We start from the raw sequence: 23,140 nt of genomic DNA, 5'->3' as shown, positions 1-23,140 counted from the left end.
GCCGAGGCACTGGGCCGAGGCACTGGGCTGGGGGAGGACCCTCGAGAGGGCCTAGAGGAAGGTGTGGCCTTCCCCGCGGTACGTCGGGACCGTCGCCGTCACCGCGTCCCCCTCGATCAGATGCAGCACGTCGAAACGCTCGCACAGCTCACCGGCCTTGGCGTGCCGGAACCACACCTTGTCGCCGAGCAGGAGATCGTCGGCCGGGGAGCCGAGCAGCGGCGTCTGGACCTCGCCGGGCCCCTCCTGCGGGTCGTACCTCAGCCCTTCCGGCAGGTACGGCACCGGCAGCCGGTCCGGCCCGGCCGCGCCGGAGGCGGGATAGCCGCCGCCCAGGACGGTCACCACCCCGACCCCCGGCCGCCGCACGACGGGCTGGGCGAACAGCGCCGCCGGACGACCGCTGAAGGACGTGTAGTTGTCGAACAGCCGCGGCACGTACAGCCCCGAACCGGCGCCTATCTCGGTGACCGCGTCCTCCGCGGCGGTGTGCTGCACACTGCCCGTGCCGCCGCCGTTGACGAACTCCAGGTCCGGCACGACGGCCCGCACCGCGCGCACCACGTCGCCGCGCCGCTCGGCGAGTTCCCGGCGGGCGGTGGCCTGCATCAGCCGGACGGCCCGCGAGCGGAACGGCCGCCCCGCGACCGCGTCCCCGACCCCCGCGATGTGCCCCTCGTACGCCATGATCCCGGCGACCTTGAACCCCGGCCGCCGGGCCACGGCACGGGCCATGTCGGCGACCTGGGCGGCAGAGTGCAGCGGGGAGCGCAGGGCACCGACCCGCACCCGGCCCCCGAACAGCTTCAGCGAGGTGTCCAACTCCAGGCAGACCCGCACGACTTCGCCTCCGCCGCCGCGCGCCTCGTCGATGAACCCGAGCTGTGCCGGGTCGTCGACCATGACGGTCACGGCGGCGGCCAGCTTGGGATCGGCGGCCAGTTCGGCGAAGCCGGCGCGGTCGGCGGAGGGATACGCGAGCAGGATGTCGTCGAACCCGGACCGCGCGAGCCACAGGGACTCGGCGAGGGTGAAGGACATGATTCCCGCGAAGCCGTCCCTGGCCAGAACGCGTTCCAGCAGGGCCCGGCAGCGTACGGACTTGCTGGCGACCCGGACCGGCTTGCCGCCGGCGCGGCGGACGAGATCGTCCGCGTTGGCGTCGAAGGCCTCCAGGTCCACGATCGCCACAGGGGCGTCGAGATGGGCGGTGGCCCGGTCGTAGCGGGTCCGGTCAGCGGCGCGCGCAGTCATGAACGCAGCCTGCCAGACAGGATTACCGCAGGGTAGGGGGACGTTCCGGGCAGATGCCCCGGGCTCGTGGACTGGTTCCCGTTCGCCCTGGAACAACCCGTAGAGTGACGCGCACGCACGGAGGACGTCCCGCCCCCGGTCGCAGGCCCGCGCCGGGATGCCGGATTCCCCGTGTGGGTATGCGTGCCCGGACGGCCGAGTCCGCCCCGGGCGGGCCACGACGACAACGGCCCGCGTACGAGGAGACGGCCCGGGCACGAGGAAACGGGGGGTGGCCCGCATGAGCACAGAGGCACGTCACCCCGCCGTCCCCCCACCCCCGCCAAAGTCACCGGCGCCGGGGGACCCCGACACCGATCGACCGACGACGCCCCCCACGGGAGCCGCACGCCCGAACGTTCCCGCCGCGGCGGACCCCGGCCCGTGGGACGGCTTCCTCAGCGCGCGTCGCCCGGCCGGTGCGGCGGGGAGTGACGGGTCCGGTGTGCGGGGCTCGGCCGTTGCCGGGCGTGGTGACGCTTCCGGTGCGGTGACGTCGCCCCGGCGGCGCACTGAGGCGGACGGGACCCGAGTGACCTCCGAGGACCATGACATCCGGCTGCGCTTCCCGCATCTGCGTGCCCCGTCGCCCCGTGACGCCGCCCTCACGTCCCCGCCCCCGCCGCCGGCTTCCGCGCGCTTCCCCGACGCCCCTCCGTCAGCGGGCCGGGACACGCACGGGGACGGCAACGTGACGGGTACGCCGCCCCACGGCGAACCCACCCAAGCGCCCCGCCGGCCGCACCGAGGGGCCCCCACGCCGACCCGGCCTGACGCCGGCCCGTCCGCGTCGGCCCCGGGGGACGTGCCGGCCCGTCCGAGCGCCGGGCCCTCCGTGTCGACTCCCCGCGCCTCCGGGCCCACCGTGCCGGGCACGGTACCGCCCAGGCCGAGCGCCGGGCCTCCGGCGCACGGCCTCGCGCCGACCCGGCCTGACACCGGCCCGTCCGTACCGGGCTCGGGGCCGGCTTCCGCGAGCGCCGGGACGTCCATGTCCGGCTCTGTGCCGTCCAGGCGTGGCGCTGGGCCGTCCGCCCAGGGTTTCGTTCCGCCTCGCCCGAACGCGGGGCCGTCCGCGCCGGGCTCAGCGGACGTCTCCGCGAGCGTCGGGCCCACCATGCCGGGTTCGGATGCGGATTCCGCGAGCGCCGGGACATCTGCCTCCGGCTCCGTGCCGCCCCGGCCGAGCGCCGGGCCCTTCGCACAGCGCTTCGTGCCGTCTCGCCCCGGCTCCGGTACCTCCGTGCCGGGCTCCGTGCCGCGCAGGCCGGGGACCGCGGGCCCCGCGCCTGGCTCTGTGCCGGTTCCCCCCGGCACCGCAGCCCCGGCGGCCGGCTCCGTGCCGCCACGTCCCCGTCACCGCCCCCCGATACCGCCGCGCCCTTCCGGAGCGCCCGTCGAGACCGCGTCGGAGAGGACCTTCCGGATGCGCCCGATTCCCGCGGAGCTGCCCCCCGAGGTGGACACCCACCGGGCCGGGACGCCCGCCGAGCCGGCGCGCCGCCCTGACGTTCCCCCGCGACCCGCGCACGAGGCACCGACCCCGGGCCGTACGAGCCCCCCGCGCACGTCCTCGGCGTCCGCCGACCAGTCGAGCGGCCCGGGTACGTCTTCGCCGGGCACCGGCCCCGGAAGTGACAGGCGCACCTCGTCACCCGCCACCGGCTCCGGCAGCGGCCCACGCACGTCCACTCCGGGCACCGTTCCCGGCAGCCGCTCCGGCTCCCGTGCCTCTTCGGCCCCCGTCCCCGGAAGCGGCTCCCGTCCGCCTTCGGGTCGCACCGAACCCGAGACCCGCTCCGGGCACTCCGGGGCGCCCACCGTCCCCGGCGGCCGTTCCCGCGTTCCCGCCCCGCCCACCAGCCCTCCGAGCGTCCCCCGGATCCCTCCGGCGCCCAGCACTCCGCCCTCCGGTACGCCCGTCTTCTCCCCGGACCCCTCCCTTTCCTGGAGCGCTCCCATGGCGCCCGGCGGGACGCCCGGGTCGGGGCGGCCCGTGATCTCGTTCGCGGAGCCGGAGGGGTACGACGACCGGGCGCGGCCGCGGTCCCTCGGGATGCTCGGGATGCGGGGACGGCCCCGGATAGCCACGGTGGCCGCCTGCGTCGTGCTCGGGCTGGGGCTCATCGGCGGCGCCCTGACCGGGAGTTGGCTCATCGGCGAGCCGGGGGAGGCCGGGACGGGCGACACGTTCGCCACGGCCCGTGGTCTGTGGCACAGCATCCCGGTCGACCAGCTGTTCCCGCCCACCGTCGAGGGCCAGGGCGCCGGGCCCGGCGGAGCCGACCGCACCTGGACGCGTATCGCCGTCGCCCCCGACAGCGGCTGCCAGGACGCCTTCGACCCGCTGCTGCGCAAGGCCCTCACACCCGTCGGCTGCGGACGCCTCCTGCGCGCCACCTACACCGACGCCACCCAGAGCTACGTCACCACCGTCGGCCTCCTGTTCACCAAGGGCGACGCCGCCGCCATGACCGCGCTCAGCCAACGGTTCAAGGACGAGGGCCTCGACAGCCGCACCGACCTCATGCCCCGGCCGTACGCCGCCAAGGACACCGTCGCCGCCGACTTCGGCACCGCGCAGCGCGCCTCCTGGACCGTCTCCGTCCTCACCGACGCCCCCGTCGTCGTCTACGCCGTCTCCGGCTGGGCGGACGGCCGTACGGTCGACGCCCCGCTGCCCGCCGCCGAGGCCATGAAGTCCGGCGCCACCACCGCCCCCGCCCAGGCCGGCCTCGGCAACGAGGCCCAAGGCCTCGCCGACCGCGTCGAACGCGGGCTGCGCAAGACCGTCAGCTCGCCCTCGGAGAAGCCCTCATGAGCCGCACGAGACCCGTGAGCCGCACCACCCGCCGGGCCGGCCTCCTGAGCGTCCTGCTCGCCGCTTCGGTCGCCCTCGTCCCGCCCACCGTCGCGCACGCCGACGGCATACGCGCCAAGCAGTGGGCCCTGGACGCGATGCACACCCAGCAGGCGTGGCGCACCACCAAGGGCGCGGGCGTCACCGTCGCCGTCCTGGACACCGGCGTCGAGGCCGACCACCCCGACCTCGACGGCAACGTCCTCACCGGCAAGGACATGATCGGCTTCGGCGCGAAGGAGGGCGACCGCCCCTGGGCCCGCCACGGCACCGCGATGGCCGGCATCATCGCGGGCCACGGACACGGCGTCGGCAACGCCGACGGTGTCATGGGCATCGCCCCAGAGGCCAAGATCCTCCCCGTCCGCGTGATCCTCGAGGACAAGGACCCGGCCCGCGCCAAGGCCCGCAGCACCCGCGGCAACGCCCTCGCCGAAGGCATCCGCTGGGCCGCCGACCACGGCGCCGACGTCATCAACCTCTCCCTGGGCGACGACTCCGCCTCCGCCCACCCCGAACCCGCCGAGGACGAAGCCGTCCAGTACGCGCTGAAGAAGGGCGCCGTCGTCGTCGCCTCGGCCGGCAACGGCGGCGAGAAGGGCGACCACATCTCCTACCCGGCGGCCTATCCGGGTGTGATCGCCGTGACCGCCGTCGACCGCTTCGGCACCCGTGCCTCCTTCTCCACCCGCCGCTGGTACGCCACGGTCAGTGCCCCCGGCGTGGACGTCGTCATCGCCGACCCGGACCACGAGTACTACGAGGGCTGGGGCACGAGCGCCGCCTCCGCCTTCGTCTCCGGCGCGGTCGCGCTCATCAGGGCCGCCCACCCGGACCTGACCCCGGCACAGGTCAAGAAACTCCTGGAGGACACGGCCCGCAACGCCCCGGCCGACGGCCGCGACGACTCCCGGGGCTTCGGCTTCGTCGACCCCGCGGCCGCCCTCACCGAAGCCGGCCGCCTCAAGCCGGAGGGCCTCCAGGCCGCCGCCTACGGCGACAAGTACTTCGGCTCCGGCCCCGACGCGGCCGAGACCGGCACCGACACCGCCGACTGGGCGGCCCCTCTCGCGGGCGGCCTCGGCGGAGTGATCCTGGTCGCGGCGGTGGTGCTGTGGCGCGGCAGCCGCGAGCGGCAGGAGGACTTCTGACGCTCTCCTGACGGCACAGCCCACAAGGCGTACGGCGGCCTCCGGGCGCCTACTTGGAGACAGCCGTCGACACGGGTGCCGATGCCTCTGCCGATGCCTCTGTCGAAGCCGCTGTCGCAGCCGACGCGCCGTCCCCCGCGAACACCGACACCGCCGCCTTCGCCGCCGCCTCCGTCAGCGAAATCCCCTTCGCCTGTGTCGTGTTGCCCTTCGACAGCACCGCCACCAGGTAGTCGTGGCCGTCCACCGTCACGCGCCCGATGCTGTTGATGTCCCACAGTCCGGTCGTGCTGCGCGCCAGCCAGCCGTTCTTCAGGGCCCACCGGGAATCGTCGGCCGCGGCCGACACCCCCCAGTGCTGGTCGACGGCTATCTGCCCCATCAGCCCCTGGACGAAGGCCCGCGAGGCCTCGCTCAGCTCCGAGTCGTCCCCGAACACCTGCTGGAGCAGCGCCAGTTGGTCGGCGGCCGTGGTCTGGGTCAGCCCCCACAGCATGTCGTCGCCACCCGCGGTGTCCGGGAGACCGAGCCGCTCGTTCGCGGCGTCCAGACCGTCCGCCTTCCCGATGAGGCGCCACAGGGCCGACGCGGCGGTGTTGTCACTGTTCTCGATCATCGCGGTGGCGTACGACTTCTCCTGCGCGGTGAGACGCCGGTCCGCGTCCTGCGCCTGGAGGAGCAGTGTCGCCAGGATGTCGACCTTGACGATGCTCGCGGTGTCGAAGGCGCCGTCGCCGTACGTGGCGCTCACGCCGGAGTCCAGGTCGAGCACGGCCGCCGACATGTCGGCACCGTGCTCCACGCTCACCGCCTTCAGGGCGTCGGCCAGCAGTTCGTCGCGCTCGACGGTCGGCTCCGCCACAGGTTCCACCGCTGTCTCCCCCTTCGCCGAAGCCGAAGCCGAAGCCGAACCCGAAGCCGACGACGGGGCCGGCGGCGTCGCCGCCGACGATACGGCGCCGGCCCCGGAGTGCGCCTGCGCCTGCACGAACACCGTCCCGGCCGCCGTACCGCCGAGGACGGCCACGGAGGCGAGCGCGGTGTACATCAGGGGGCGGCGCCGGGACGGACCGGAGCGGAGGCTGCGGGCGGCTCTGGAGGACTCCATGCCGCGATGCTCGGGGTACCGGCTGTGCGGGCCGTTAGACGGACGTTAGATGTGTGTCAGGGATATCTGAGAAACCCGTGAAAGTCGTCACGGGCAGGTTTCCGGGCCCGCACAAGCCCAGCAGCATCCCCCCTATAGGGTCGGTGACCGTGGCGAACAAGAACATTCCCGACTCCGGCTTCTCCGACGACGACGGCACGGCCGACCCCCGGCTGAGCGCGGCGCTCGCCGCCTGGGCCGAGGACCGCACCGCCGCGGGCCCCGTCCTGGAGGCACTCAAGGGCGCCCGGCTCCTCGTCCCGGTGGTGGCCGTGCTCGGCGAGGCCGAGGAGGACGAGAACGGGCTGCGCCGCGAGAAGACCAGCGACATGGCCGTACCGACTCTGAAGGCCGGTCACCGCACCGCCCTGCCGGCCTTCACCTCCACCGAGTCGCTGGCCCGCTGGGACCCGGCGGCCCGCCCCGTCGCCGTACCGCTGCACCAGGCGCTCCAGGCCGCCGCGCACGAGAAGGCGGACACGGTCCTGCTGGACATGGCGGGACCGGTGCCGTTCGAGCTGACGGGGGCCGCGCTGCTGGCGCTGGCGGAGGGGCGTACGACCACGGATCCGCTCGCCGACCCGGCCGTCGTGGCGGCCGTACGGGACGCGGTGGCCGCCGAGCCCGCCGTACTGCGCGCCCACCTCGGGCCGGGGCAGGCCGACGGCACCCTCGCCCTGGTCCTGGACTCCTCCGCACCGCCCGCCGAGGCCGCCCGGGCCCTCGCGCAGCGGCTCGCCGCCGACGACACACTGAGGGCCCGCCTGGTGCGCGGCCTCGACCTGGCACTGCTGCCGGCCGGAGCGACGCCGCCGGGCGAGCCCCTGTACGTACGTCCGTGAATCAGCCGTAGATCGGGCCGGTGTACTTCTCACCGGGACCGTGGCCCGGCTCGTCCGGGACGAGCGACGCCTCGCGGAACGCCAGCTGCAGCGACTTCAGGCCGTCGCGCAGCGGGGCGGCGTGGAACGAGCTGATCTCGGTCGCGCTCGCGTCCAGCAGACCGGCGAGGGCGTGCACCAGCTTGCGGGCCTCGTCCAGGTCCTTGTACTTGTCGCCCTCCTCCGTCAGACCGAGCTTCACGGCGGCGGCGCTCATCAGGTTGACGGCGACCGTCACGATCACCTCGACGGCGGGGACCTCGGCGATGTCGCGGGTCATCTCGTCGAAGTCGGGGCCCGCGGCGGACCCGGCGGACTCAGCAGGGGTGTCACTCATGCCCACACGATAGGCCCCGGTGTACGACGGTTCGCACCACCCCCGGGTTGCTGCTAACCTTGTGTGACGACCGGCCGGACGCATGTGTGTAAGTGTGACTGGCCACAAGTGGAGGCTCCGATCTCCCACCTGACCGTCCCCCCGGGGCGGCGGGTCACCCCGGTCAGGCGGCCACCATCGTTCCGTACGGACGATGGAGTCGCCCGAATGTGCGCCCCGCGGCATCACCGCGGCGGTGCTCCGGTAGTGCTTGGAGCCCCGCCTGTGATCGTCCGGGGCATTTTTTTGTGCTTCGGCGCGGTTAGGTCTGTCTGACAGAGACAAACGCGGCCGTCCGCCAGATGGCCGTGTGGTGCTAACCGAGGAGGATCCATCAGCGCCGAGCCCCGCATCAACGACCGGATTCGTGTTCCAGAGGTGCGACTTGTCGGTCCCAGTGGCGAGCAGGTGGGCATTGTCCCGCTGGCCAAGGCACTGGAGCTTGCGCAGGAGTACGACCTGGACCTGGTCGAGGTGGCGGCAACCGCCCGTCCGCCTGTGTGCAAGCTCATGGACTACGGGAAGTTCAAGTACGAGTCGGCCATGAAGGCCCGTGAGGCGCGCAAGAACCAGGCGCACACGGTCATCAAGGAGATGAAGCTCCGGCCGAAGATCGACCCGCACGACTATGACACCAAGAAGGGTCACGTCGTTCGGTTCCTCAAGCAGGGCGACAAGGTCAAGATCACGATCATGTTCCGTGGTCGCGAGCAGTCCCGGCCGGAACTCGGCTACCGACTGCTGCAGCGTCTCGCGGAGGATGTGGCCGACCTCGGGTTCGTCGAGTCGAACCCGAAGCAGGACGGCCGAAACATGATCATGGTTCTCGGTCCGCACAAGAAGAAGACCGAGGCGATGGCCGAGGCCCGCCAGGCGCAGGAAGCCCGCAAGGCAGAAGCGAAGGCCAACCCCGGCAAGTCGCAGAACGCCGCGGAGTCCGAGGGCGCCGAGGACGAAGTGATTGCCGAGGGCGAAGTCGAGGCTCAGGCCGAGGCTCCCGCCGAGGCGTGATCCCCAGGGACGCGAGTCCCCAGGACGTAACCGATACAACAGCGACGCTCCACCGTGCCCGGTTTTCGTGACCGGGCACCGGAGTGCCACCGACGAGGAGAGAACGGCGCCATGCCGAAGAACAAGACGCACAGCGGTGCCAAGAAGCGCTTTCGGGTCACCGGCTCGGGCAAGGTGCTGCGCCAGCGCGCCGGCCGCCGCCACTACCTGGAGCACAAGCCCTCGACGCTGACCCGCCGCCTGGCCGGCACCGTCGAGCTGGCGCCGGGCGATGCCGCCAAGGCCAAGAAGCTTCTCGGGATCTAGTGCGCGCCCTGCGTGGGCAGGGCCTAGCCGATAACCGGGACCAAGCCGTTCTCGGGTCACCCTCGTGACCCAGCTACAAGGAGTTAACAAGTGGCACGCGTCAAGCGGGCAGTCAACGCCCACAAGAAGCGCCGGGCGATCCTCGAGCAGGCATCCGGCTACCGCGGTCAGCGTTCGCGCCTCTACCGCAAGGCCAAGGAGCAGGTCACCCACTCGCTGGTCTACAACTACAACGACCGCAAGAAGCGCAAGGGTGACTTCCGCCAGCTGTGGATCCAGCGCATCAACGCCGCTGCCCGCGCCAACGGCATCACGTACAACCGGTTCATCCAGGGTCTGAAGGCGGCGAACGTCGAGGTCGACCGCAAGATCCTGGCCGAGCTGGCCGTGAACGACGCCGGTGCGTTCGCCGCGCTCGTCGAGGTGGCCCAGAAGGCGCTGCCCAGCGACGTCAACGCGCCCAAGGCGGCGTGACGCCACGCGTCGCCGCGCCGGCTGTGGCCGACGTGACTGAACGGACCCGTGGGCAGGTGCCCGCGGGTCCGTCGTTGTGCTGACCGGTAACCGAAGGTGAGTCGCATGGCCCCCGTCACCCCCGAGCTGATCTCCCCCCGCTCCCCCCGCGTCGCCGCCGCCCGGCGGCTCGCGAAGCGGAACTTCCGGGGCAAGGAGCGGCTGTTCCTCGCGGAGGGGCCGCAAGCGGTACGGGAGGCGGTGGCACACGCGTCCACGCTGGTCGAACTCTTCGCCACGCCGGACGCGGCGCAGCGGTACGCCGACATCATCGACGAGGCCCGTGAGGCGGGAGCCCGGGTGCACCTCGCCGACGAGCAGGTCATCGCGGACATCTCCACCACCGTCACCCCGCAGGGCCTGGTCGGGACCTGCCGGTTCCTCGACACGCCCTTCGAGGACATCCTCGCCGCCCGGCCCAGACTGGTCGCCGTCCTCGCGCACGTACGCGATCCCGGGAACGCCGGCACCGTCCTGCGGTGCGCCGACGCCGCCGGTGCCGACGCCGTCGTCCTGACGGACGCCTCCGTCGATCTGTACAACCCCAAGGCCGTACGGGCCTCCGTGGGCTCCCTCTTCCACCTCCCCGTCGCCGTCGGCGTGCCCGTCGAGCGGGCCGTGGCCGGGCTGCAGGACGCCGGAGTGCGCATCCTCGCCGCGGACGGGGCCGGTACCGACGACCTGGACGACGAGCTCGACAAGGGGACCATGGGCGGGCCGACCGCCTGGGTGTTCGGGAACGAGGCCTGGGGGCTCCCCGAGGAGACCCGCGCCCTCGCGGACGCCGTGGTGCGCGTTCCGATCCACGGGAAGGCCGAGAGCCTGAACCTCGCCACCGCGGCCGCCGTATGTCTCTATGCGTCAGCCCGTGCACAGCGCGCCTCCGGAGGGTGCCGCTCCGTCACCGAGAGCTAGTAGGGTGACCTGCTCGGGGGCCCTGCGCCGTCTGAGAGGTGGGGTACGGGGATGAGCGTCGGCACGAGCAGCGCACCGGGAGCACGGGACGTACGGCGCCCGCCCGCGTCCCGGCCCGGCGACCTGACCGACCTCGGCATCGATCCCGACCAGCTGCCCGACGGACTGGTCGTCGCGGACGAGCACGGGCGCGTGATCTGCTTCAACGCCGCCGCGGCCCGGATCACCGCCCTGCCCGCCGAGGACGCCCTCGGACAGCGGCTGGAGAAGGCCCTGCCGTTAGAAGACCTGGAGGGCCGGCGCTGGTGGCAGCTGACCGATCCCTACGGCGGTCTCGCCATCCGGGTCGGACAGCCCGAGCGCAACCTGCTGCTGCACGGGGGACGCGAGGTGCTGGTCTCCGCCACCTACGTGCGGACGCGGCCCACCGGACCGGTCCGCCGGGTCGTCGTCTGTCTGCGTGACACCGAGGCCCGCCGCCGCACCGAGCGCAGCCACGCCGAACTGATCGCCACCGTCGCCCACGAGCTGCGCTCCCCGCTGACCTCGGTCAAGGGGTTCACGGCCACCCTCCTCGCCAAGTGGGAACGCTTCACCGACGACCAGAAGCGGCTGATGCTGGAGACCGTCGACGCCGACGCCGACCGGGTCACCCGGCTCATCGCCGAACTGCTCGACATCTCGCGGATCGACTCCGGGCGCCTGGAGCTCAGGCGCCAGCCCGTCGACATCGGCGCCGCCGTCGGACGGCACATCCAGGCGTACGTCGCCGCGGGCCTGGCCGCCGACCGGTTCCTGCTGCGCCTCGAACAGCCGCTGCCCGACCTGTGGGCCGACCCCGACAAGATCGACCAGGTGCTCAGCAACCTGCTCGAAAATGCGGTGCGGCACGGCGAGGGAACCGTCACGATCGACATCACGGCCACGGCGTCCCCCCGCGAAGGCGAGGACGCCGGTACGTCGGTCACGGTGAGCGACGAGGGGTCCGGCATCCCGGAGGAGTCCATGAACCGCGTCTTCACCCGCTTCTGGCGGGGCAGCAAGCGGGGCGGCACGGGTCTCGGGCTCTACATCGTCAAGGGCATCGTCGAGGCCCACGGCGGCACCATCACGGTCGGCCGCGCCCCCGGCGGCGGCGCCGAGTTCCGATTTACGTTGCCCGTGAGCGCTCCGGCCTACCTGACCTGAGCAGCCCGCGGGCGCATTCGAACATCCCCACCCCGTTAGACTCGGCCTTTGGCACCTTTGTGTCCCGAAGCCGACGACGATTCGTCCATGGATCGGTGACGGGGACTCCAGCCAGCCAATCGGAAGCACGGGAAGAGATGTCGGCACCGAATAAGTCGTACGACCCTGTCGAGGTCGAGGCGTTGAAACCGGAAGAGATCGAGCGCATGCGGGACGAGGCGCTCGCCGCCTTCACCGCCGCCGATTCCCTCGACGCGCTCCAGGAGGCCAAGGTCGCGCACACCGGCGGCACCTCGCCGCTGGCCCTCGCCAACCGCGAGATCGGCGCACTGCCCCCGCACGCCAAGGCCGAGGCCGGCAAGCGCGTGGGCCAGGCCCGCGGCGCCGTGAACAAGGCCCTCGCCGCCCGCCAGGTGGAGCTGGAGGCCGAGCGCGACCAGCGGGTGCTGGTGGAGGAGGCGGTGGACGTCACGCTGCCGTACGACCGCGTACCGGCCGGCGCCCGCCACCCGCTCACCACGCTCTCCGAGCGCATCGAGGACGTCTTCGTGGCCATGGGCTACGAGGTCGCCGAGGGCCCGCAGGTCGAGGCCGAGTGGTTCAACTTCGACGCGCTCAACATCGGCCCGGACCACCCGGCCCGCGGCGAGGCCGACACGTTCTTCGTGCAGGGCCAGGGCGGCGGCACCGAGTCCGGCGTCGTGCTGCGCACCCACACCTCGCCCGTGCAGATCCGCTCCCTGCTGGGGCGCGAGCTGCCGGTCTACGTGATCTGCCCCGGCCGCGTGTACCGCACCGACGAGCTGGACGCCACGCACACGCCCGTCTTCCACCAGGTCGAGCTCCTCGCCATCGACGAGGGCCTGACCATGGCCGACCTCAAGGGCACCCTGGACCACATGGTCCAGTCGCTGTTCGGTGAGGGCATGAAGACCCGGCTGCGGCCCAACTTCTTCCCCTTCACCGAGCCGTCCGCCGAGATGGACATGGTGTGTTACGTCTGCCGCGGCGAGTCCGTCGGCAACCCCGACCGGCCCTGCCGCACCTGCTCCAGCGAGGGCTGGATCGAGCTCGGCGGCTGCGGCATGGTCAACCCCAAGGTGCTGACCGCCTGCGGTGTCGACCCGGAGAAGTACAGCGGCTTCGCCTTCGGGTTCGGCATCGAACGGATGCTGATGTTCCGCCACAACGTCGAGGACATGCGAGACATGGTCGAGGGTGACGTCCGGTTCACCCGGCCGTTCGGGATGGAGATCTGATGCGGGTCCCGCTTTCCTGGCTGCGGGAGTACGTCGACCTGCCGGCCACTCAGACCGGGCGTGACGTCCAGGCCAAGCTCATTTCGGCCGGCCTCGAGGTCGAGACGGTCGAGCAGCTCGGCCACGACCTCAAGGGCCCGCTCGTCGTCGGCCAGGTGCTGACCATCGAGGAGCTGGAGGGCTTCAAGAAGCCGATCCGTTTCTGCACGGTCGACGTCGGCCAGGCCAACGGCACCGGCGAGCCCCAGGAGATCGTCTGCGGCGCCCGCAACTTCGTCGTCGGCGACAAGGTCGTCGTGGTGCTCCCCGGCGCCACGCTGCCCGGCGGCTTCTCGATCGCCGCCCGCAAGACGTACGGCAGGACGTCCCACGGCATGATCTGCTCCGGCGACGAGCTGGGCATGGGCGACGACGGCAGCCACGGCATCATCGTGCTGCCCCCGGAGACCGAGGTCGGCAAGGACGCCATCGAGCTGCTCGAACTGGTCGACGAGGTCCTGGACATCGCCGTCACCGCCAACCGCGGCGACTGCCTGTCCATCCGCGGCGTCGCCCGCGAGACCGCCATCGCCTACGGCCTGCCGCTGAGCGACCCGGCCCTGCTCGACGTGCCCGGCCCGAACGCCTTCGGCTACCCGGTGAAGGTCCTGGACCCCGTCGGCTGCGACCGCTTCACCGCCCGCACCGTCACCGGCCTCAGCCCCGAGGCGCGCTCCCCGCTCTGGCTCCAGCGCCGGCTGCAGAAGGTCGGCATGCGTCCGATCTCGCTCGCCGTCGACGTCACCAACTACGTGATGATGGAGCTCGGCCAGCCGCTGCACGCCTACGACCGCTCGCTCGTCCAGGGCACCATCGGCGTCCGCCGGGCCGAGGAGGGCGAGAAGATCGTCACCCTCGACGGCGTCACCCGCACCCTGCACGCCGAGGACCTGGTGATCACCGACGAGCGCGGCCCGATCGGCCTCGCCGGCGTCATGGGCGGCGCCAACACGGAGATCGCCGATCACAGCGAGGCCGAGGGCACGACCGACATCGTGATCGAGGCCGCGCACTTCAACGCGGTCTCCATCGCCCGTACGGCCCGCCGTCACAAGCTGTCCTCCGAGGCGTCCAAGCGCTTCGAGCGCGGCGTCGACCCGCAGGCCGCGTCCGCGGCCGCCCAGCGCACCGTCGACCTGCTGGTGCTGCTCGCGGGCGGCACCGCCGAAGCCGGCGTCACCGAGGTCACGGCGCCGTCCGCGCCGCACACCATCGCCGTCGCGGCCGACCACCCGGACAAGGTCGCGGGCGTCGAGTACGGCCGCGAGACCGTCGTACGCCGCCTCCAGCAGGTCGGCTGCGACGTGTACGGGCAGGACGAGCTGATCGTCACCGTGCCGTCCTGGCGGCCCGACCTGGCCGAGGTCAACGACCTGGCCGAAGAGGTCATCCGCCTGGAGGGCTACGAGAACCTGCCCTCCACGCTGCCCAAGCCGCCGTCCGGCCGCGGCCTGACCCACCGGCAGCGGCTGCACCGCCGCGTCGGCCGGGCCCTGGCCGGCGCCGGATACGTCGAGGCGCCGAACTATCCGTTCGTCAGCGAGCAGGTCTTCGACCAGCTCGGCCTCGCGGCCGACGACCCGGCCCGCCGGGTCGTCAGGCTGGCCAACCCGCTCAACGACGAGGAGCCGGCGCTTCGTACGTCGCTGCTGCCGGGCCTGCTCGCCGCCCTGCGGCGCAACGACGGCCGGGGCTCGCACGACCTCGCGCTGTTCGAGACCGGCCTGGTCTTCCTCCCGCGTGAGGAGCAGCGGGCGGCCGTCTCGCCGCCCGTCGACCGGCGTCCGACCGACGAGGAGATCGCCGAGCTCGACGCCGCGCTTCCCGAGCAGCCCCGCCATGTCGCGGTCGTCCTCGCGGGCGCCCGCGAGCAGGCGGGCTGGTGGGGCAAGGGCCGGCCGGCCGACTGGGCCGACGCGGTCGAGGCGGCGCGGGCGGTGGCGCGTGAGGCCGGTGCCGAACTGGTCGTCCGCGGCGGGCAGTACGGGCCGTGGCATCCGGGGCGGTGCGCCGAGCTGGTGATCGTCGCCGACGGTGCCGAGCGGGTTGTCGGTCACGCGGGTGAGCTGCACCCGCGCGTCCTGAAGGCGCTGGGCCTGCCCGCGCGCAGCTCCGCGATGGAGCTGGACCTGGACGCCCTGGAGCGGGTCGGTGACGGCACCCCGCAGGCGCCGAGCATCTCCACGTTCCCGGTCGCCACGCAGGATGTCGCGCTGGTGGTCGACACGTTCGTACCGCAGGCCGAGGTGGAGGCCGCGCTGCGTGAGGGTGCGGGTGAACTGCTGGAGGCGATCCGGTTGTTCGACGTGTACGAGAACGCCGAACAGCTCGGTGACGGGCGCAAGTCGCTGGCGTACGCGCTGCGGTTCCGGGCGGCCGACCGGACGCTGACGGTGGACGAGGCGTCGGCGGCTCGGGACGCCGCGGTCGCCCTCGCGGGCGAGCGTACGGGGGCTGTCCTCAGGGGTTAGTCGTTGTGGTGGCTGCTGTTGTCGACCGGCCGCGGGTTCGTTGTGGCTGGTCGCGCAGTTCCCCGCGCCCCTTCCGGGGCGGGCCCCACACCCCCCACATTCGGTCACCTCACTCGATTGAGTGACTTCTCCTGGTGATCTGGCCCTTTCGGGGCATGCGGTCGACAGAATCGGACCGGCCTTTCGGGGTCGGTCCGATTGCGCTGCAGGCCTATTTGGGGGGCCATCGGCATGATCCGTATCAAGGCTGGGGTGCCCCGCAGGGCGGGGCGGACCCGGACGGACTCACGGAGGCCCGGTCGCCGGGGCCTTCCCGCATGGCTGCGGACCGGCACCCGCCGGCCGTTGCGGCGAGTCCTCTCGCTCGGGCTGCCCACGGCCTGGGGCACCGCCGCGGTCTCGTACAAGCTGGCCTGTCCGCTGGCCCAGCAGGACGGCTTCGGCGCGCGCGCCGTCACCAGTGCCGTCTTCTTCGCCGTGGGCGCGGGACTGATTCTCCACGTGCGCCACTCGCTGCTGCGCGAACTGCGTCAGGCCCGTGAAGTCGCGAGCGCCGCCCAGAGCGTGCTGCTGCGGCCGCTTCCCCCGCGCATCGACGGGCTGGACGTCGCCGCCGCCCAGCTGTCCGCCGACCCGGGCGCCGCCATCGGCGGCGATCTGTACGAGGTCGCCGCCACCGAACACGGCGTACGGGTCGTGATGGGCGACGTCCGTGGACACGGGCTCGCGGGGATCGGCACGGCCGCCGCCGTCCTCGGCTGCTTCCGTGAGGCCGTCCACGACGAGGCCCGACTCGACGGTGTGCTGCGCCGACTGGACCGCGCACTGGCCCGGCACCTGCGCGAGCGCGCCCGCGCCGAGCACCCCTCGGTCGGCCCGGAGCCCGACAACCCGGTCGCCGAGGAGTTCGTGACCGTACTGCTGCTGGAGATCGGCCGGGACGGGGAGGTGCACGCCCTCAACTGCGGTCACCCGTGGCCCTATCTGCTCAGCGGCACGAGGGTCGAGCCGCTGGCGCGCGCCGACCCGCTGCCTCCCCTCGGCCCGTTCCCGCTGCCCCCCGAACTGTCGCCCGTGGCGTGCGGACAGCTGTCGCCGGGCGAGGCGGTCGTCCTCCACACGGACGGAGCGGAGGACGCCAGGGACGCGGATGGCCGGTTCTTCTCCCTGGCGGACGCGCTGTCCGAGGCCGTCCACGACCGTCCCGTGGTGGTCCCGCAGGTCGTCCTGGGGGCGGTCTTCACCGCTCTCCTGCACCACTCACGAGGCGCACCGACGGACGACGTGGCCTTACTGGTGCTTCGCAACGGCCGGTCAGGCCGACGTCCCTCAGCGGTGGGAGCAGCCACGGCGTACCCGCAGCGGACCCCGCACTGACCGCCACCGCGCCCGGCCACCGGGCGCTCGCCTGCGCGGCGCATCCGGCGGGGCCGTCCGCCCCGCCACGGAGTGTCGGGCAGGCAGCTGGGCGGACGGCGCGGAGTCGGGCCGCCGCACTGTACGAGGGGGAGCCGGCGGCCCGGCCGGCCTCTTGCGAGGCATTTCAGTCAACCGGCTGGAAACTCTCCGCGACAGTGTGCACACAGCGCGGATTCGAGTACTCCGTTCACACCCCGTGCGAACGAGGACCCACTACTCTGTCGGCACCGAGGCACCCGGGGGGCATCCCATGCAGCCCAACACTCTGCTCGACGCGATCCTGGACGAGGCGGGCATCTCGCACGCGGGACTCGCCGCCCACGTGAACCAGGCGGGCCGGGCGCGCGGTCTGGCGCTGAGATACGAACACACCGCCGTGGCGCGGTGGCTGAAGGGGCAGCGGCCCCGCGGTCAGGTGCCCGACCTGATCTGCGAGGTGCTCGCCGCCCGGCTGCAGCGGCCCGTCACCCTCGATGACATAGGCCTCGGCGTACCCGGTGAGCCCTCCGCTCCGCACGGCACCTCGCTGTCCGGGTTCGTGGAGCGGGCCACCGCCCTGTGGCGCTCCGACGAGCAGCAGCGACCGCACATCCTGGGCGCTCCCGCGGTCACCGGCACGCCCGCCGTCATGCCGGTGTGGGAGTGGGAGAACCCGCCCGAGGACGTCGACGTCTCGCGCGGTGGCCGGCACCGGGTCACGGCGGCCGATCTCGAGATGCTGCGGGCAGCCCGTACGCACTACGAGCAGATGTACCGCAAGGCCGGCGGGGTCGCGACCCGGGCCCGGATCGTGGGCTTCCTGAACGCGGAGGCGGCCCCGCTGCTGCGCGGCAGCTACACCGACGAGACGGGCCGCCAACTGCACCGGGCCACCGGCGGGTTGGTGGCGGTCGCCGGGATCTGCGCGTACGACTCCGACGCGCACGGTCTCGCCCAGCGCTACTTCCACCAGGCGCTCAGGCTCGCGAAGGCCAGTGGGGACCGGGGTCTTGGCGCGTACGTGATCGCCCTTCTGGTCAACCAGGCGCTGTTCATGCGGGAGTTCCGGCAGGCCGTCGCCTTCGCGGAGGCCGCGCTGCGTGCCGCCGGCCGGCACATCACCCCGGCGCTCGCCTCCGATCTGTACGCGATGCAGGCGAAGGCGTACGCACACCTCGGCGACGGCACGAGTGCGCTGTCCTGCATCCGGCGGGCCGAGCAGGCCGCCGAACGGATCCGGCGCGGTTACGAGCCGGACGAGACGGGCTATGTCCAGCCGGGACTGGTCAACGTCCAGGTGGCGGAGGCGCTTCTGAGCCTGGGCGAGGTGGCGGCGGCGCGGGAGCACGCCATGGCCGCCGTCGGCAACCCCGCACACGACCGGGGCCGGGTGCACCGGCTCGCCATGCTCAGCACGATCGAACTGCGCCAGGGCAACGCCGACAAAGCGGTGGCCATCGCCGTGCAGATGGCCGAGCAGGCCCGCGGAATGGAGTCCCAGCGCCTGCGCGACAGACTCCGGGCGGTGCGCCTGCACCTGTCGCGCAGCGGCTGCGCGGGCACCGCCGAGGCCGCCGCGCTGATCGACGGGGCACTGCGCGTACCGCTGTAAGGGGTCCCAGGACGGGCACGCGACCGCCGACACTCATCGTTCCTGCTGCGATATTGCCACTTACTCGACGGAAGGTGGCAGAACCGTGCAGTGGACGAAACAGAACGAACGAACTGTGTATGGAAATCGCTGGTTCACCGTCAACCTGGCAGATGTGGAGCTGCCGGACGGCCGGCACCTGGACCACTTCCTCATACGACTGCGGCCCGTCGCGGTGGCCACAGTGGTGAACGAGGCCAATGAGGTCCTCCTCCTGTGGCGGCACCGCTTCATCACCGACAGTTGGGGGTGGGAACTCGCGGCGGGCGTCGTCGAGGACGGCGAGGACATCGCGGCGGCGGCCGCCAGGGAACTCGAGGAGGAGACCGGCTGGCGGCCGGGACCCCTGCGCCACCTGATGAGCGTGGAGCCGTCCAACGGGCTCACCGACGCCCGGCACCACATCTACTGGGCCGACGAGGGCGAGTACCTCGGACACCCCGTGGACGACTTCGAGTCGGACCGCCGGGAATGGGTCCCCCTCAAGCTCGTCCCCGACATGGTCGCCCGCGGCGAGGTCCCGGCCGCGAACATGGCGGCCGCGTTACTGCTGTTGCATCATCTCCGGCTCGGGCTGGACGCCATGCCCTGATACGCGCCCCCCACCGCGTCCTGGAGCCGTTCTAGTGCCCCAGGGCCTGCCAGATCGTCACGACGAGCGCGCCCATGGCGGTGAGTACCGCGACCGCGGGCAGCGGCCAGCGGGCGTGCTCCAGGGCGGTGATCCGGGCGGTCAGGTCGTCGAGTCCCTTGTCGGTCTCCTCGGTGCGATGACTGAGCAGGGCCAGCCCTCCCTCGACGCGTGCGTACGCCACGTCGAGTCGGCGCCGTAACTCTGCGAGTTCCCCATGGACCACGGGATGCTCGGGGTCGGCGGTCACGAGTCCGCTCCTCTCTGTAGTCTTCACATCCCTTGCATGCGCATGAAGAGTCAACTCCCCTGGTGGGCGCGTGGGGAGAGTGTGCGAGGGGCATATGCGAGCCCGGGGCGCACACGGTGTGTGAATGCGACGGGCCCGGCACTCCGAAGAGTGCCGGGCCCGTGGTCGTCGCACTGTGTCATCAGCACCCTGTAACGGGCACTGTGCCATCAGCCGTAGGTGTAGAAGCCCGATCCCGACTTCCGGCCGAGCCGACCCGCGTCGACCATGCGCTGGAGCAGCGGGGGAGCGGCGTACAGCGGCTCCTTGTACTCCTCGTACATGGAGAACGCCACCGAGGCCACCGTGTCCAGGCCGATCAGGTCGGACAGCTTCAGCGGGCCCATCGGGTGGGCGCAGCCCATCTCCATGCCGTTGTCGATGTCCTCGCGGCTGGCGATACCCGACTCGAACATCCGGATCGCGGAGAGGAGATACGGGATCAGCAGCGCGTTGACCACGAAGCCGGAGCGGTCCTGGGCGCGGATGGCGTGCTTGCCGAGCACCTTCTCGGCGAAGACCTGGGCCCGGCTGAGCGTGCCCTCCGAGGTGGTGAGCGCGGGGATCAGCTCGACGAGCTGCTGCACCGGGGCCGGGTTGAAGAAGTGGACGCCGATGACGTGGTCGGGCCGCGAGGTGGCGACGGCCAGCCTCACCAGCGGGATCGAGGAGGTGTTGGAGGCCAGGATCGCGTCGGGCCGGGTGACGACCTGGTCGAGGACCTGGAAGATCTCGGTCTTCACCTGCTCGTTCTCGACGACGGCCTCGATGACCAGGTCGCGTTCCGCGAACTCGCCGAGGTCGGTGGTGAAGCTGAGGCGCGCCAGTGTGGCGTCCCGCTCCTCCTCGGAGATCTTGCCGCGCTCGGCGGCCTTCGCCAGGGAGTTGAACAGCCGGGTCCGGCCGATCTCCAGGGCCTCGCCGGTGGTCTCGGCGACCTTCACGTCCAGGCCGGCACGGGCGCACACCTCGGCGATGCCCGCTCCCATCTGGCCGCAGCCGACCACTCCGACGCGCTCGATGTCGGTCACATCGTCCCTTTCGCTGGTCTACGGGCAGCGCAGACGCGTGGGTCCGGTACGCCTGCTCCGTTCGTGCACGTTACCGCCAAGTATCGATGATCGATCGCCGGGGTGGGGCATCCGTCGGGCATCCTGGGGCGCGGAGAGGTCCGTGCCGCGCGGATCCGCCGTGTCCGGGGGTGTGCGAATGGGACGAGTGTCACGGCGGGCGTTCGCGCTGGCCGCGCTGGCGACGCTGACGTCGGCCTCGGGCGGTGCGTCGGCCGAGCCGGGCGGCCGGGCGGCCCGGCCGCGGCGGGTCGCCGAGATGCGGGGCGTGTGGCTGGCGACCGTGATGAACCGGGACTGGCCCTCCCGGCCGGGCCTGAGCGCGGCGGACCAGCGGGCCGAACTGACCGCCCACCTCGACAGGGCCGCCCGGACCGGCCTCACCGCGGTGATCTTCCAGGTACGTCCCACCGCCGACGCCCTGTGGCCGTCGCCGTACGAGCCCTGGTCGCAGTACCTCACCGGCACCCAGGGCGGTCACCCGGGCTGGGACCCGCTGAGCACGGCGGTCCGCGAGGCGCACGCGCGCGGCCTGGAACTGCACGCCTGGTTCAACCCGTACCGGATCGCGGCCCACGGCGATCCCGGCGCACTCCTCAGAACCCATCCCGCCCGCCGGCATCCGGACTGGGTGGTGCCGTACGGCGGAAAGCTCTACTACAACCCGGGCCTGCCCGAGGTCCGCGCCTTCGTCCAGGACGCGATGCTCGACGCGGTGAGGAAGTACCCGGTCGACGCCGTGCACTTCGACGACTACTTCTACCCGTATCCCGTGGCGGGCCAGAGCTTCGACGACGACGCGGCCTACGACAGGCACGGCGGCGGCTTCCCGAACCGGGCCGCCTGGCGGCGGAACAACATCGACCTGCTGGTGCGCGAGATGTCCGCCCGGATCAAGGCGGTCCGGCCCGGAACGCGCTTCGGCATCAGCCCCTTCGGGGTGTGGCGCAACGTCACCACCGACCCGCTGGGCTCTGACACCCAGGCGCTGCAGACGTACGACGACGTGTACGCGGACACCCGCAAGTGGGTCCGGAAGAACTGGATCGACTACATCGTCCCGCAGCTGTACTGGCACATCGGCTTCGCCGCCGCCGACTACGCCAAGCTGCTGCTCTGGTGGGCGGAGGTGGCCCGGGGCACCGGGACGCGGCTGTACGCCGGTGAGGCGCTGTACAAGGCCGGCGCCCCGGCACAGCCCGAGGCCTGGCAGGACCCCGCCGAACTCTCCCGGCACCTCACGCTCGCCCAGGACCATCCCGAGGTGGGCGGCCATGTCTTCTTCGCCGCCAAGGAGGTGGCGGCGGATCCGATCGGGGCCATGGCACGGGTGGTCGCCGACCACTACGGGCGGCCGGCGAGGACCCCGCAGGACAGGCCCTAGTGGTTGGTCTCCCGGTGCCGGATCTCGGTGTCGGGGCCGGGTGAGCACACGCCCTCGTGCCCGTCCTGGAAGCGGACGCGGTACGGAGGGTTGCCCTCCTGCCCCATCACCTCGACGATCTCGCCGACCTTGTCGTTCTGTCCGACCACCCTGCCGTGCTGGACAAGCTGGTCGCCCACGGTTGCACGCATCTGTCAGGCCTCCTCACCATGTGCGGGAGCAGCGGTCCGTGGCCTCGAGTTTACGGCGCAGGGCCCGGTCGGGACCGGTGCGTGCAAGCCGCTCAGCCTCGCGCCCGCTGCGTGACGGCGATGCACACGAGCACCGCCGCGGCCGTCAGCGGTGCGGCCACCGTCAGCTGCTCGCCCAGCAGCAGCACCGACCACACCAGTGTGAGCAAGGGCTGGGCCAACTGCAACTGGCTGGCCTTCGGGATGCCGATGGCGGCCATGCCCCGGTACCAGACGACAAGGCCGAAGAACTGCGACCCGGCCGCCACCCACAGCAGCCCGGCCACGCTGTGCGCGGTGAGCCGGAGGGGTTCGTACGACAGCGCCAGTGCGGCGGCGGGCACGGCGAGCGGCAGGCACAGCACCAGCGCCCAGCCGATGACCTGCCAGCCCGGCATGACCCGGGCCAGCCGGCCGCCCTCGGTGTAGCCGGCCGCGCACACCAGCAGCGCCCCGAACAGATACACGTCGGCGGTGCTGAGGGCGCCGCCGCTCTGCTGCACGGTGAAGGCGGCCACCGCGGCGGCGCCCGCGAGCGCCGCGGCCCAGAAGGTGCGTGAGGGACGGGTGCCCATGCGCAGGGCGGAGAACAGGGCGGTGGTCAGAGGGAGCAGGCCGACCACGACGGCGGCGTGCGCGGTCGTGGACGTCTCCAGTGCGAGCGTGCTCAGCAGCGGGAACCCGACCACGACGCCGGCGGCGACCACCGCGAGGCCCGGCCAGTGGCGCCGGGCGGGCAGCGGTACGCGCAGCGCGAGCAGACAGCCGCCCGCGATCAGCGCCGCGAGGACGCTGCGCACGGCGACCAGGGACCACGGGCCGAAGCCCTCCAGGCCCCAGGCGGTGGCGGGGAAGGTGAGGGAGAAGGCGACGACGCCGAGGGTGGCCTGGAGGGTGCCGGCGGCGGTCGTCCCGCTGGTCCCGGTCGTCCCCGTCGGCCCGTTCGAGGCGGTGACCGCTATCCGGTTCGAAGCGGTAGCGCTACTCTGTACTCTCATGCAAGAGCGTAGCAGTGTGGCAGACCTGGCGGACCGGCTGCGTCGGGAGCTCGACCGCTACTCGCCCGGTGGAAAGCTC

Annotated in this window: 21 protein-coding genes and 2 pseudogenes; 15 read left to right on the top strand and 8 right to left on the bottom strand. The window is 72.4% G+C overall.

Annotated features, from left to right (window positions below; translation table 11 throughout):
* Positions 1–51: 51 nt before the first annotated feature.
* Positions 52–1,254 carry an amino acid deaminase/aldolase gene (locus ACZ5XS_RS42925; RefSeq protein ID WP_468660829.1) on the bottom strand — a complete coding sequence of 401 codons (1,203 nt, stop codon included), beginning with the start codon at positions 1,252–1,254 and terminating at the stop codon, positions 52–54.
* Positions 1,255–2,649: 1,395 nt separating this feature from the next.
* Positions 2,650–3,384: a hypothetical protein gene (locus ACZ5XS_RS42920; protein ID WP_468660847.1), complete on the bottom strand. Its 735-nt coding sequence runs from the start codon at positions 3,382–3,384 to the stop codon at positions 2,650–2,652.
* Between ACZ5XS_RS42920 and ACZ5XS_RS42915 the strand changes: the two genes are divergently transcribed.
* The gene (locus ACZ5XS_RS42915) at positions 3,293–4,114 is read left to right on the top strand and encodes a hypothetical protein (protein WP_468660843.1); all 822 of its coding nucleotides are present in this window, start codon (positions 3,293–3,295) and stop codon (positions 4,112–4,114) included. The genes ACZ5XS_RS42920 and ACZ5XS_RS42915 overlap by 92 nt on opposite strands.
* Positions 4,111–5,304 carry a type VII secretion-associated serine protease mycosin gene (gene mycP / locus ACZ5XS_RS42910; protein WP_468660827.1) on the top strand — a complete coding sequence of 398 codons (1,194 nt, stop codon included), beginning with the start codon at positions 4,111–4,113 and terminating at the stop codon, positions 5,302–5,304. Before ACZ5XS_RS42915 ends, mycP begins: the two co-directional genes overlap by 4 nt.
* Before the next feature lie 49 nt (positions 5,305–5,353).
* Here the strand turns inward: mycP and ACZ5XS_RS42905 are convergent, their stop codons facing one another.
* On the bottom strand, positions 5,354–6,412 hold the full coding sequence (locus ACZ5XS_RS42905; RefSeq protein ID WP_468660825.1) for a serine hydrolase: 1,059 nt from the start codon (positions 6,410–6,412) through the stop codon (positions 5,354–5,356).
* Between the two features lie 149 nt (positions 6,413–6,561).
* On the opposite strand from ACZ5XS_RS42905, the gene ACZ5XS_RS42900 reads away from it, so the two are divergent.
* Positions 6,562–7,293 carry an SseB family protein gene (locus ACZ5XS_RS42900; protein ID WP_468660823.1) on the top strand — a complete coding sequence of 244 codons (732 nt, stop codon included), beginning with the start codon at positions 6,562–6,564 and terminating at the stop codon, positions 7,291–7,293.
* A gap of 1 nt (position 7,294) precedes the next feature.
* Here ACZ5XS_RS42900 and ACZ5XS_RS42895 read toward each other — a convergent pair whose 3' ends face one another.
* Positions 7,295–7,669: a DUF1844 domain-containing protein gene (locus tag ACZ5XS_RS42895; protein WP_217239719.1), complete on the bottom strand. Its 375-nt coding sequence runs from the start codon at positions 7,667–7,669 to the stop codon at positions 7,295–7,297.
* Between the two features lie 347 nt (positions 7,670–8,016).
* Here ACZ5XS_RS42895 and infC point away from each other — a divergent pair.
* From infC to ACZ5XS_RS42845, 10 genes and pseudogenes are all read left to right on the top strand, one after another.
* Positions 8,017–8,719, top strand: a pseudogene (infC, locus tag ACZ5XS_RS42890) (translation initiation factor IF-3).
* 111 nt (positions 8,720–8,830) lie between these two features.
* Entirely contained in the window at positions 8,831–9,025 is a 195-nt protein-coding gene (gene rpmI, locus ACZ5XS_RS42885) for a 50S ribosomal protein L35 (protein ID WP_217239718.1), read from the top strand.
* 90 nt (positions 9,026–9,115) lie between these two features.
* The gene (gene rplT, locus ACZ5XS_RS42880) at positions 9,116–9,499 is read left to right on the top strand and encodes a 50S ribosomal protein L20 (protein WP_004002577.1); all 384 of its coding nucleotides are present in this window, start codon (positions 9,116–9,118) and stop codon (positions 9,497–9,499) included.
* A 105-nt stretch (positions 9,500–9,604) separates the two neighbouring features.
* Positions 9,605–10,453, top strand: a complete 849-nt coding sequence (locus ACZ5XS_RS42875; RefSeq protein WP_468660820.1) for a TrmH family RNA methyltransferase — start codon at positions 9,605–9,607, stop codon at positions 10,451–10,453.
* A 51-nt stretch (positions 10,454–10,504) separates the two neighbouring features.
* On the top strand, positions 10,505–11,641 hold the full coding sequence (locus ACZ5XS_RS42870) for a sensor histidine kinase (RefSeq protein ID WP_468660818.1): 1,137 nt from the start codon (positions 10,505–10,507) through the stop codon (positions 11,639–11,641).
* Positions 11,642–11,778: 137 nt separating this feature from the next.
* Positions 11,779–12,900, top strand: a complete 1,122-nt coding sequence (gene pheS / locus ACZ5XS_RS42865) for a phenylalanine--tRNA ligase subunit alpha (protein ID WP_217239715.1) — start codon at positions 11,779–11,781, stop codon at positions 12,898–12,900.
* Positions 12,900–15,410, top strand: a complete 2,511-nt coding sequence (gene pheT / locus ACZ5XS_RS42860; protein ID WP_468660816.1) for a phenylalanine--tRNA ligase subunit beta — start codon at positions 12,900–12,902, stop codon at positions 15,408–15,410. The genes pheS and pheT overlap by 1 nt, the downstream gene beginning before the upstream one ends.
* A gap of 231 nt (positions 15,411–15,641) precedes the next feature.
* A complete protein-coding gene (locus ACZ5XS_RS42855; RefSeq protein ID WP_468660814.1) occupies positions 15,642–16,787 on the top strand; it encodes a PP2C family protein-serine/threonine phosphatase in 1,146 nt (381 codons plus the stop codon).
* 292 nt (positions 16,788–17,079) lie between these two features.
* The gene (locus ACZ5XS_RS42850) at positions 17,080–18,420 is read left to right on the top strand and encodes a transcriptional regulator (protein ID WP_468660812.1); all 1,341 of its coding nucleotides are present in this window, start codon (positions 17,080–17,082) and stop codon (positions 18,418–18,420) included.
* 85 nt (positions 18,421–18,505) lie between these two features.
* Complete coding sequence (locus ACZ5XS_RS42845; RefSeq protein ID WP_217239711.1) at positions 18,506–19,051, top strand: NUDIX domain-containing protein; 546 nt, start codon at positions 18,506–18,508, stop codon at positions 19,049–19,051.
* Between the two features lie 31 nt (positions 19,052–19,082).
* On the opposite strand, the gene ACZ5XS_RS42840 is transcribed toward ACZ5XS_RS42845, so the two are convergent.
* Together ACZ5XS_RS42840 and ACZ5XS_RS42835 are read right to left on the bottom strand one after the other, a co-directional pair.
* Positions 19,083–19,340, bottom strand: a complete 258-nt coding sequence (locus tag ACZ5XS_RS42840) for a hypothetical protein (RefSeq protein WP_468660810.1) — start codon at positions 19,338–19,340, stop codon at positions 19,083–19,085.
* 209 nt (positions 19,341–19,549) lie between these two features.
* Positions 19,550–20,410 (bottom strand): 3-hydroxybutyryl-CoA dehydrogenase, encoded by an 861-nt coding sequence (locus ACZ5XS_RS42835; protein WP_468660808.1) that lies wholly within the window; start codon positions 20,408–20,410, stop codon positions 19,550–19,552.
* A 178-nt stretch (positions 20,411–20,588) separates the two neighbouring features.
* Here ACZ5XS_RS42835 and ACZ5XS_RS42830 point away from each other — a divergent pair, with 178 nt between their 5' ends.
* Positions 20,589–21,833 (top strand): glycoside hydrolase family 10-like protein, encoded by a 1,245-nt coding sequence (locus ACZ5XS_RS42830; protein WP_468660806.1) that lies wholly within the window; start codon positions 20,589–20,591, stop codon positions 21,831–21,833.
* On the opposite strand, the gene ACZ5XS_RS42825 is transcribed toward ACZ5XS_RS42830, so the two are convergent.
* On the bottom strand, positions 21,830–22,024 hold the full coding sequence (locus ACZ5XS_RS42825) for a DUF1918 domain-containing protein (protein ID WP_217239707.1): 195 nt from the start codon (positions 22,022–22,024) through the stop codon (positions 21,830–21,832). The two genes, ACZ5XS_RS42830 and ACZ5XS_RS42825, sit on opposite strands and share 4 nt — an antisense overlap.
* A gap of 92 nt (positions 22,025–22,116) precedes the next feature.
* Entirely contained in the window at positions 22,117–23,025 is a 909-nt protein-coding gene (locus ACZ5XS_RS42820) for a DMT family transporter (RefSeq protein WP_468660841.1), read from the bottom strand.
* Between ACZ5XS_RS42820 and ACZ5XS_RS42815 the strand changes: the two are divergent.
* Positions 22,919–23,140 (top strand): annotated as a pseudogene (locus tag ACZ5XS_RS42815) (PLP-dependent aminotransferase family protein); the annotation flags it as partial. The gene ACZ5XS_RS42820 and the pseudogene ACZ5XS_RS42815 sit on opposite strands and share 107 nt — an antisense overlap.

Source organism: Streptomyces sp. NPDC033131 (genome assembly GCF_055578365.1).
The sequence above is the reverse complement of the archived record's forward strand: the minus strand, read 5'-3'. Positions and strand labels throughout refer to the sequence as shown.

Coding starts and splice junctions, on each gene's coding strand:
- ACZ5XS_RS42925 (WP_468660829.1), bottom strand. CDS start 1,254: ATGACTGCGCGCGCCGCTGACCGGACCCGCTACGACCGGGCCACCGCC.
- mycP (WP_468660827.1), top strand. CDS start 4,111: ATGAGCCGCACGAGACCCGTGAGCCGCACCACCCGCCGGGCCGGCCTC.
- ACZ5XS_RS42905 (WP_468660825.1), bottom strand. CDS start 6,412: ATGGAGTCCTCCAGAGCCGCCCGCAGCCTCCGCTCCGGTCCGTCCCGG.
- ACZ5XS_RS42895 (WP_217239719.1), bottom strand. CDS start 7,669: ATGAGTGACACCCCTGCTGAGTCCGCCGGGTCCGCCGCGGGCCCCGAC.
- rpmI (WP_217239718.1), top strand. CDS start 8,831: ATGCCGAAGAACAAGACGCACAGCGGTGCCAAGAAGCGCTTTCGGGTC.
- ACZ5XS_RS42875 (WP_468660820.1), top strand. CDS start 9,605: ATGGCCCCCGTCACCCCCGAGCTGATCTCCCCCCGCTCCCCCCGCGTC.
- ACZ5XS_RS42870 (WP_468660818.1), top strand. CDS start 10,505: ATGAGCGTCGGCACGAGCAGCGCACCGGGAGCACGGGACGTACGGCGC.
- pheS (WP_217239715.1), top strand. CDS start 11,779: ATGTCGGCACCGAATAAGTCGTACGACCCTGTCGAGGTCGAGGCGTTG.
- pheT (WP_468660816.1), top strand. CDS start 12,900: ATGCGGGTCCCGCTTTCCTGGCTGCGGGAGTACGTCGACCTGCCGGCC.
- ACZ5XS_RS42855 (WP_468660814.1), top strand. CDS start 15,642: ATGATCCGTATCAAGGCTGGGGTGCCCCGCAGGGCGGGGCGGACCCGG.
- ACZ5XS_RS42850 (WP_468660812.1), top strand. CDS start 17,080: ATGCAGCCCAACACTCTGCTCGACGCGATCCTGGACGAGGCGGGCATC.
- ACZ5XS_RS42830 (WP_468660806.1), top strand. CDS start 20,589: ATGGGACGAGTGTCACGGCGGGCGTTCGCGCTGGCCGCGCTGGCGACG.
- ACZ5XS_RS42825 (WP_217239707.1), bottom strand. CDS start 22,024: ATGCGTGCAACCGTGGGCGACCAGCTTGTCCAGCACGGCAGGGTGGTC.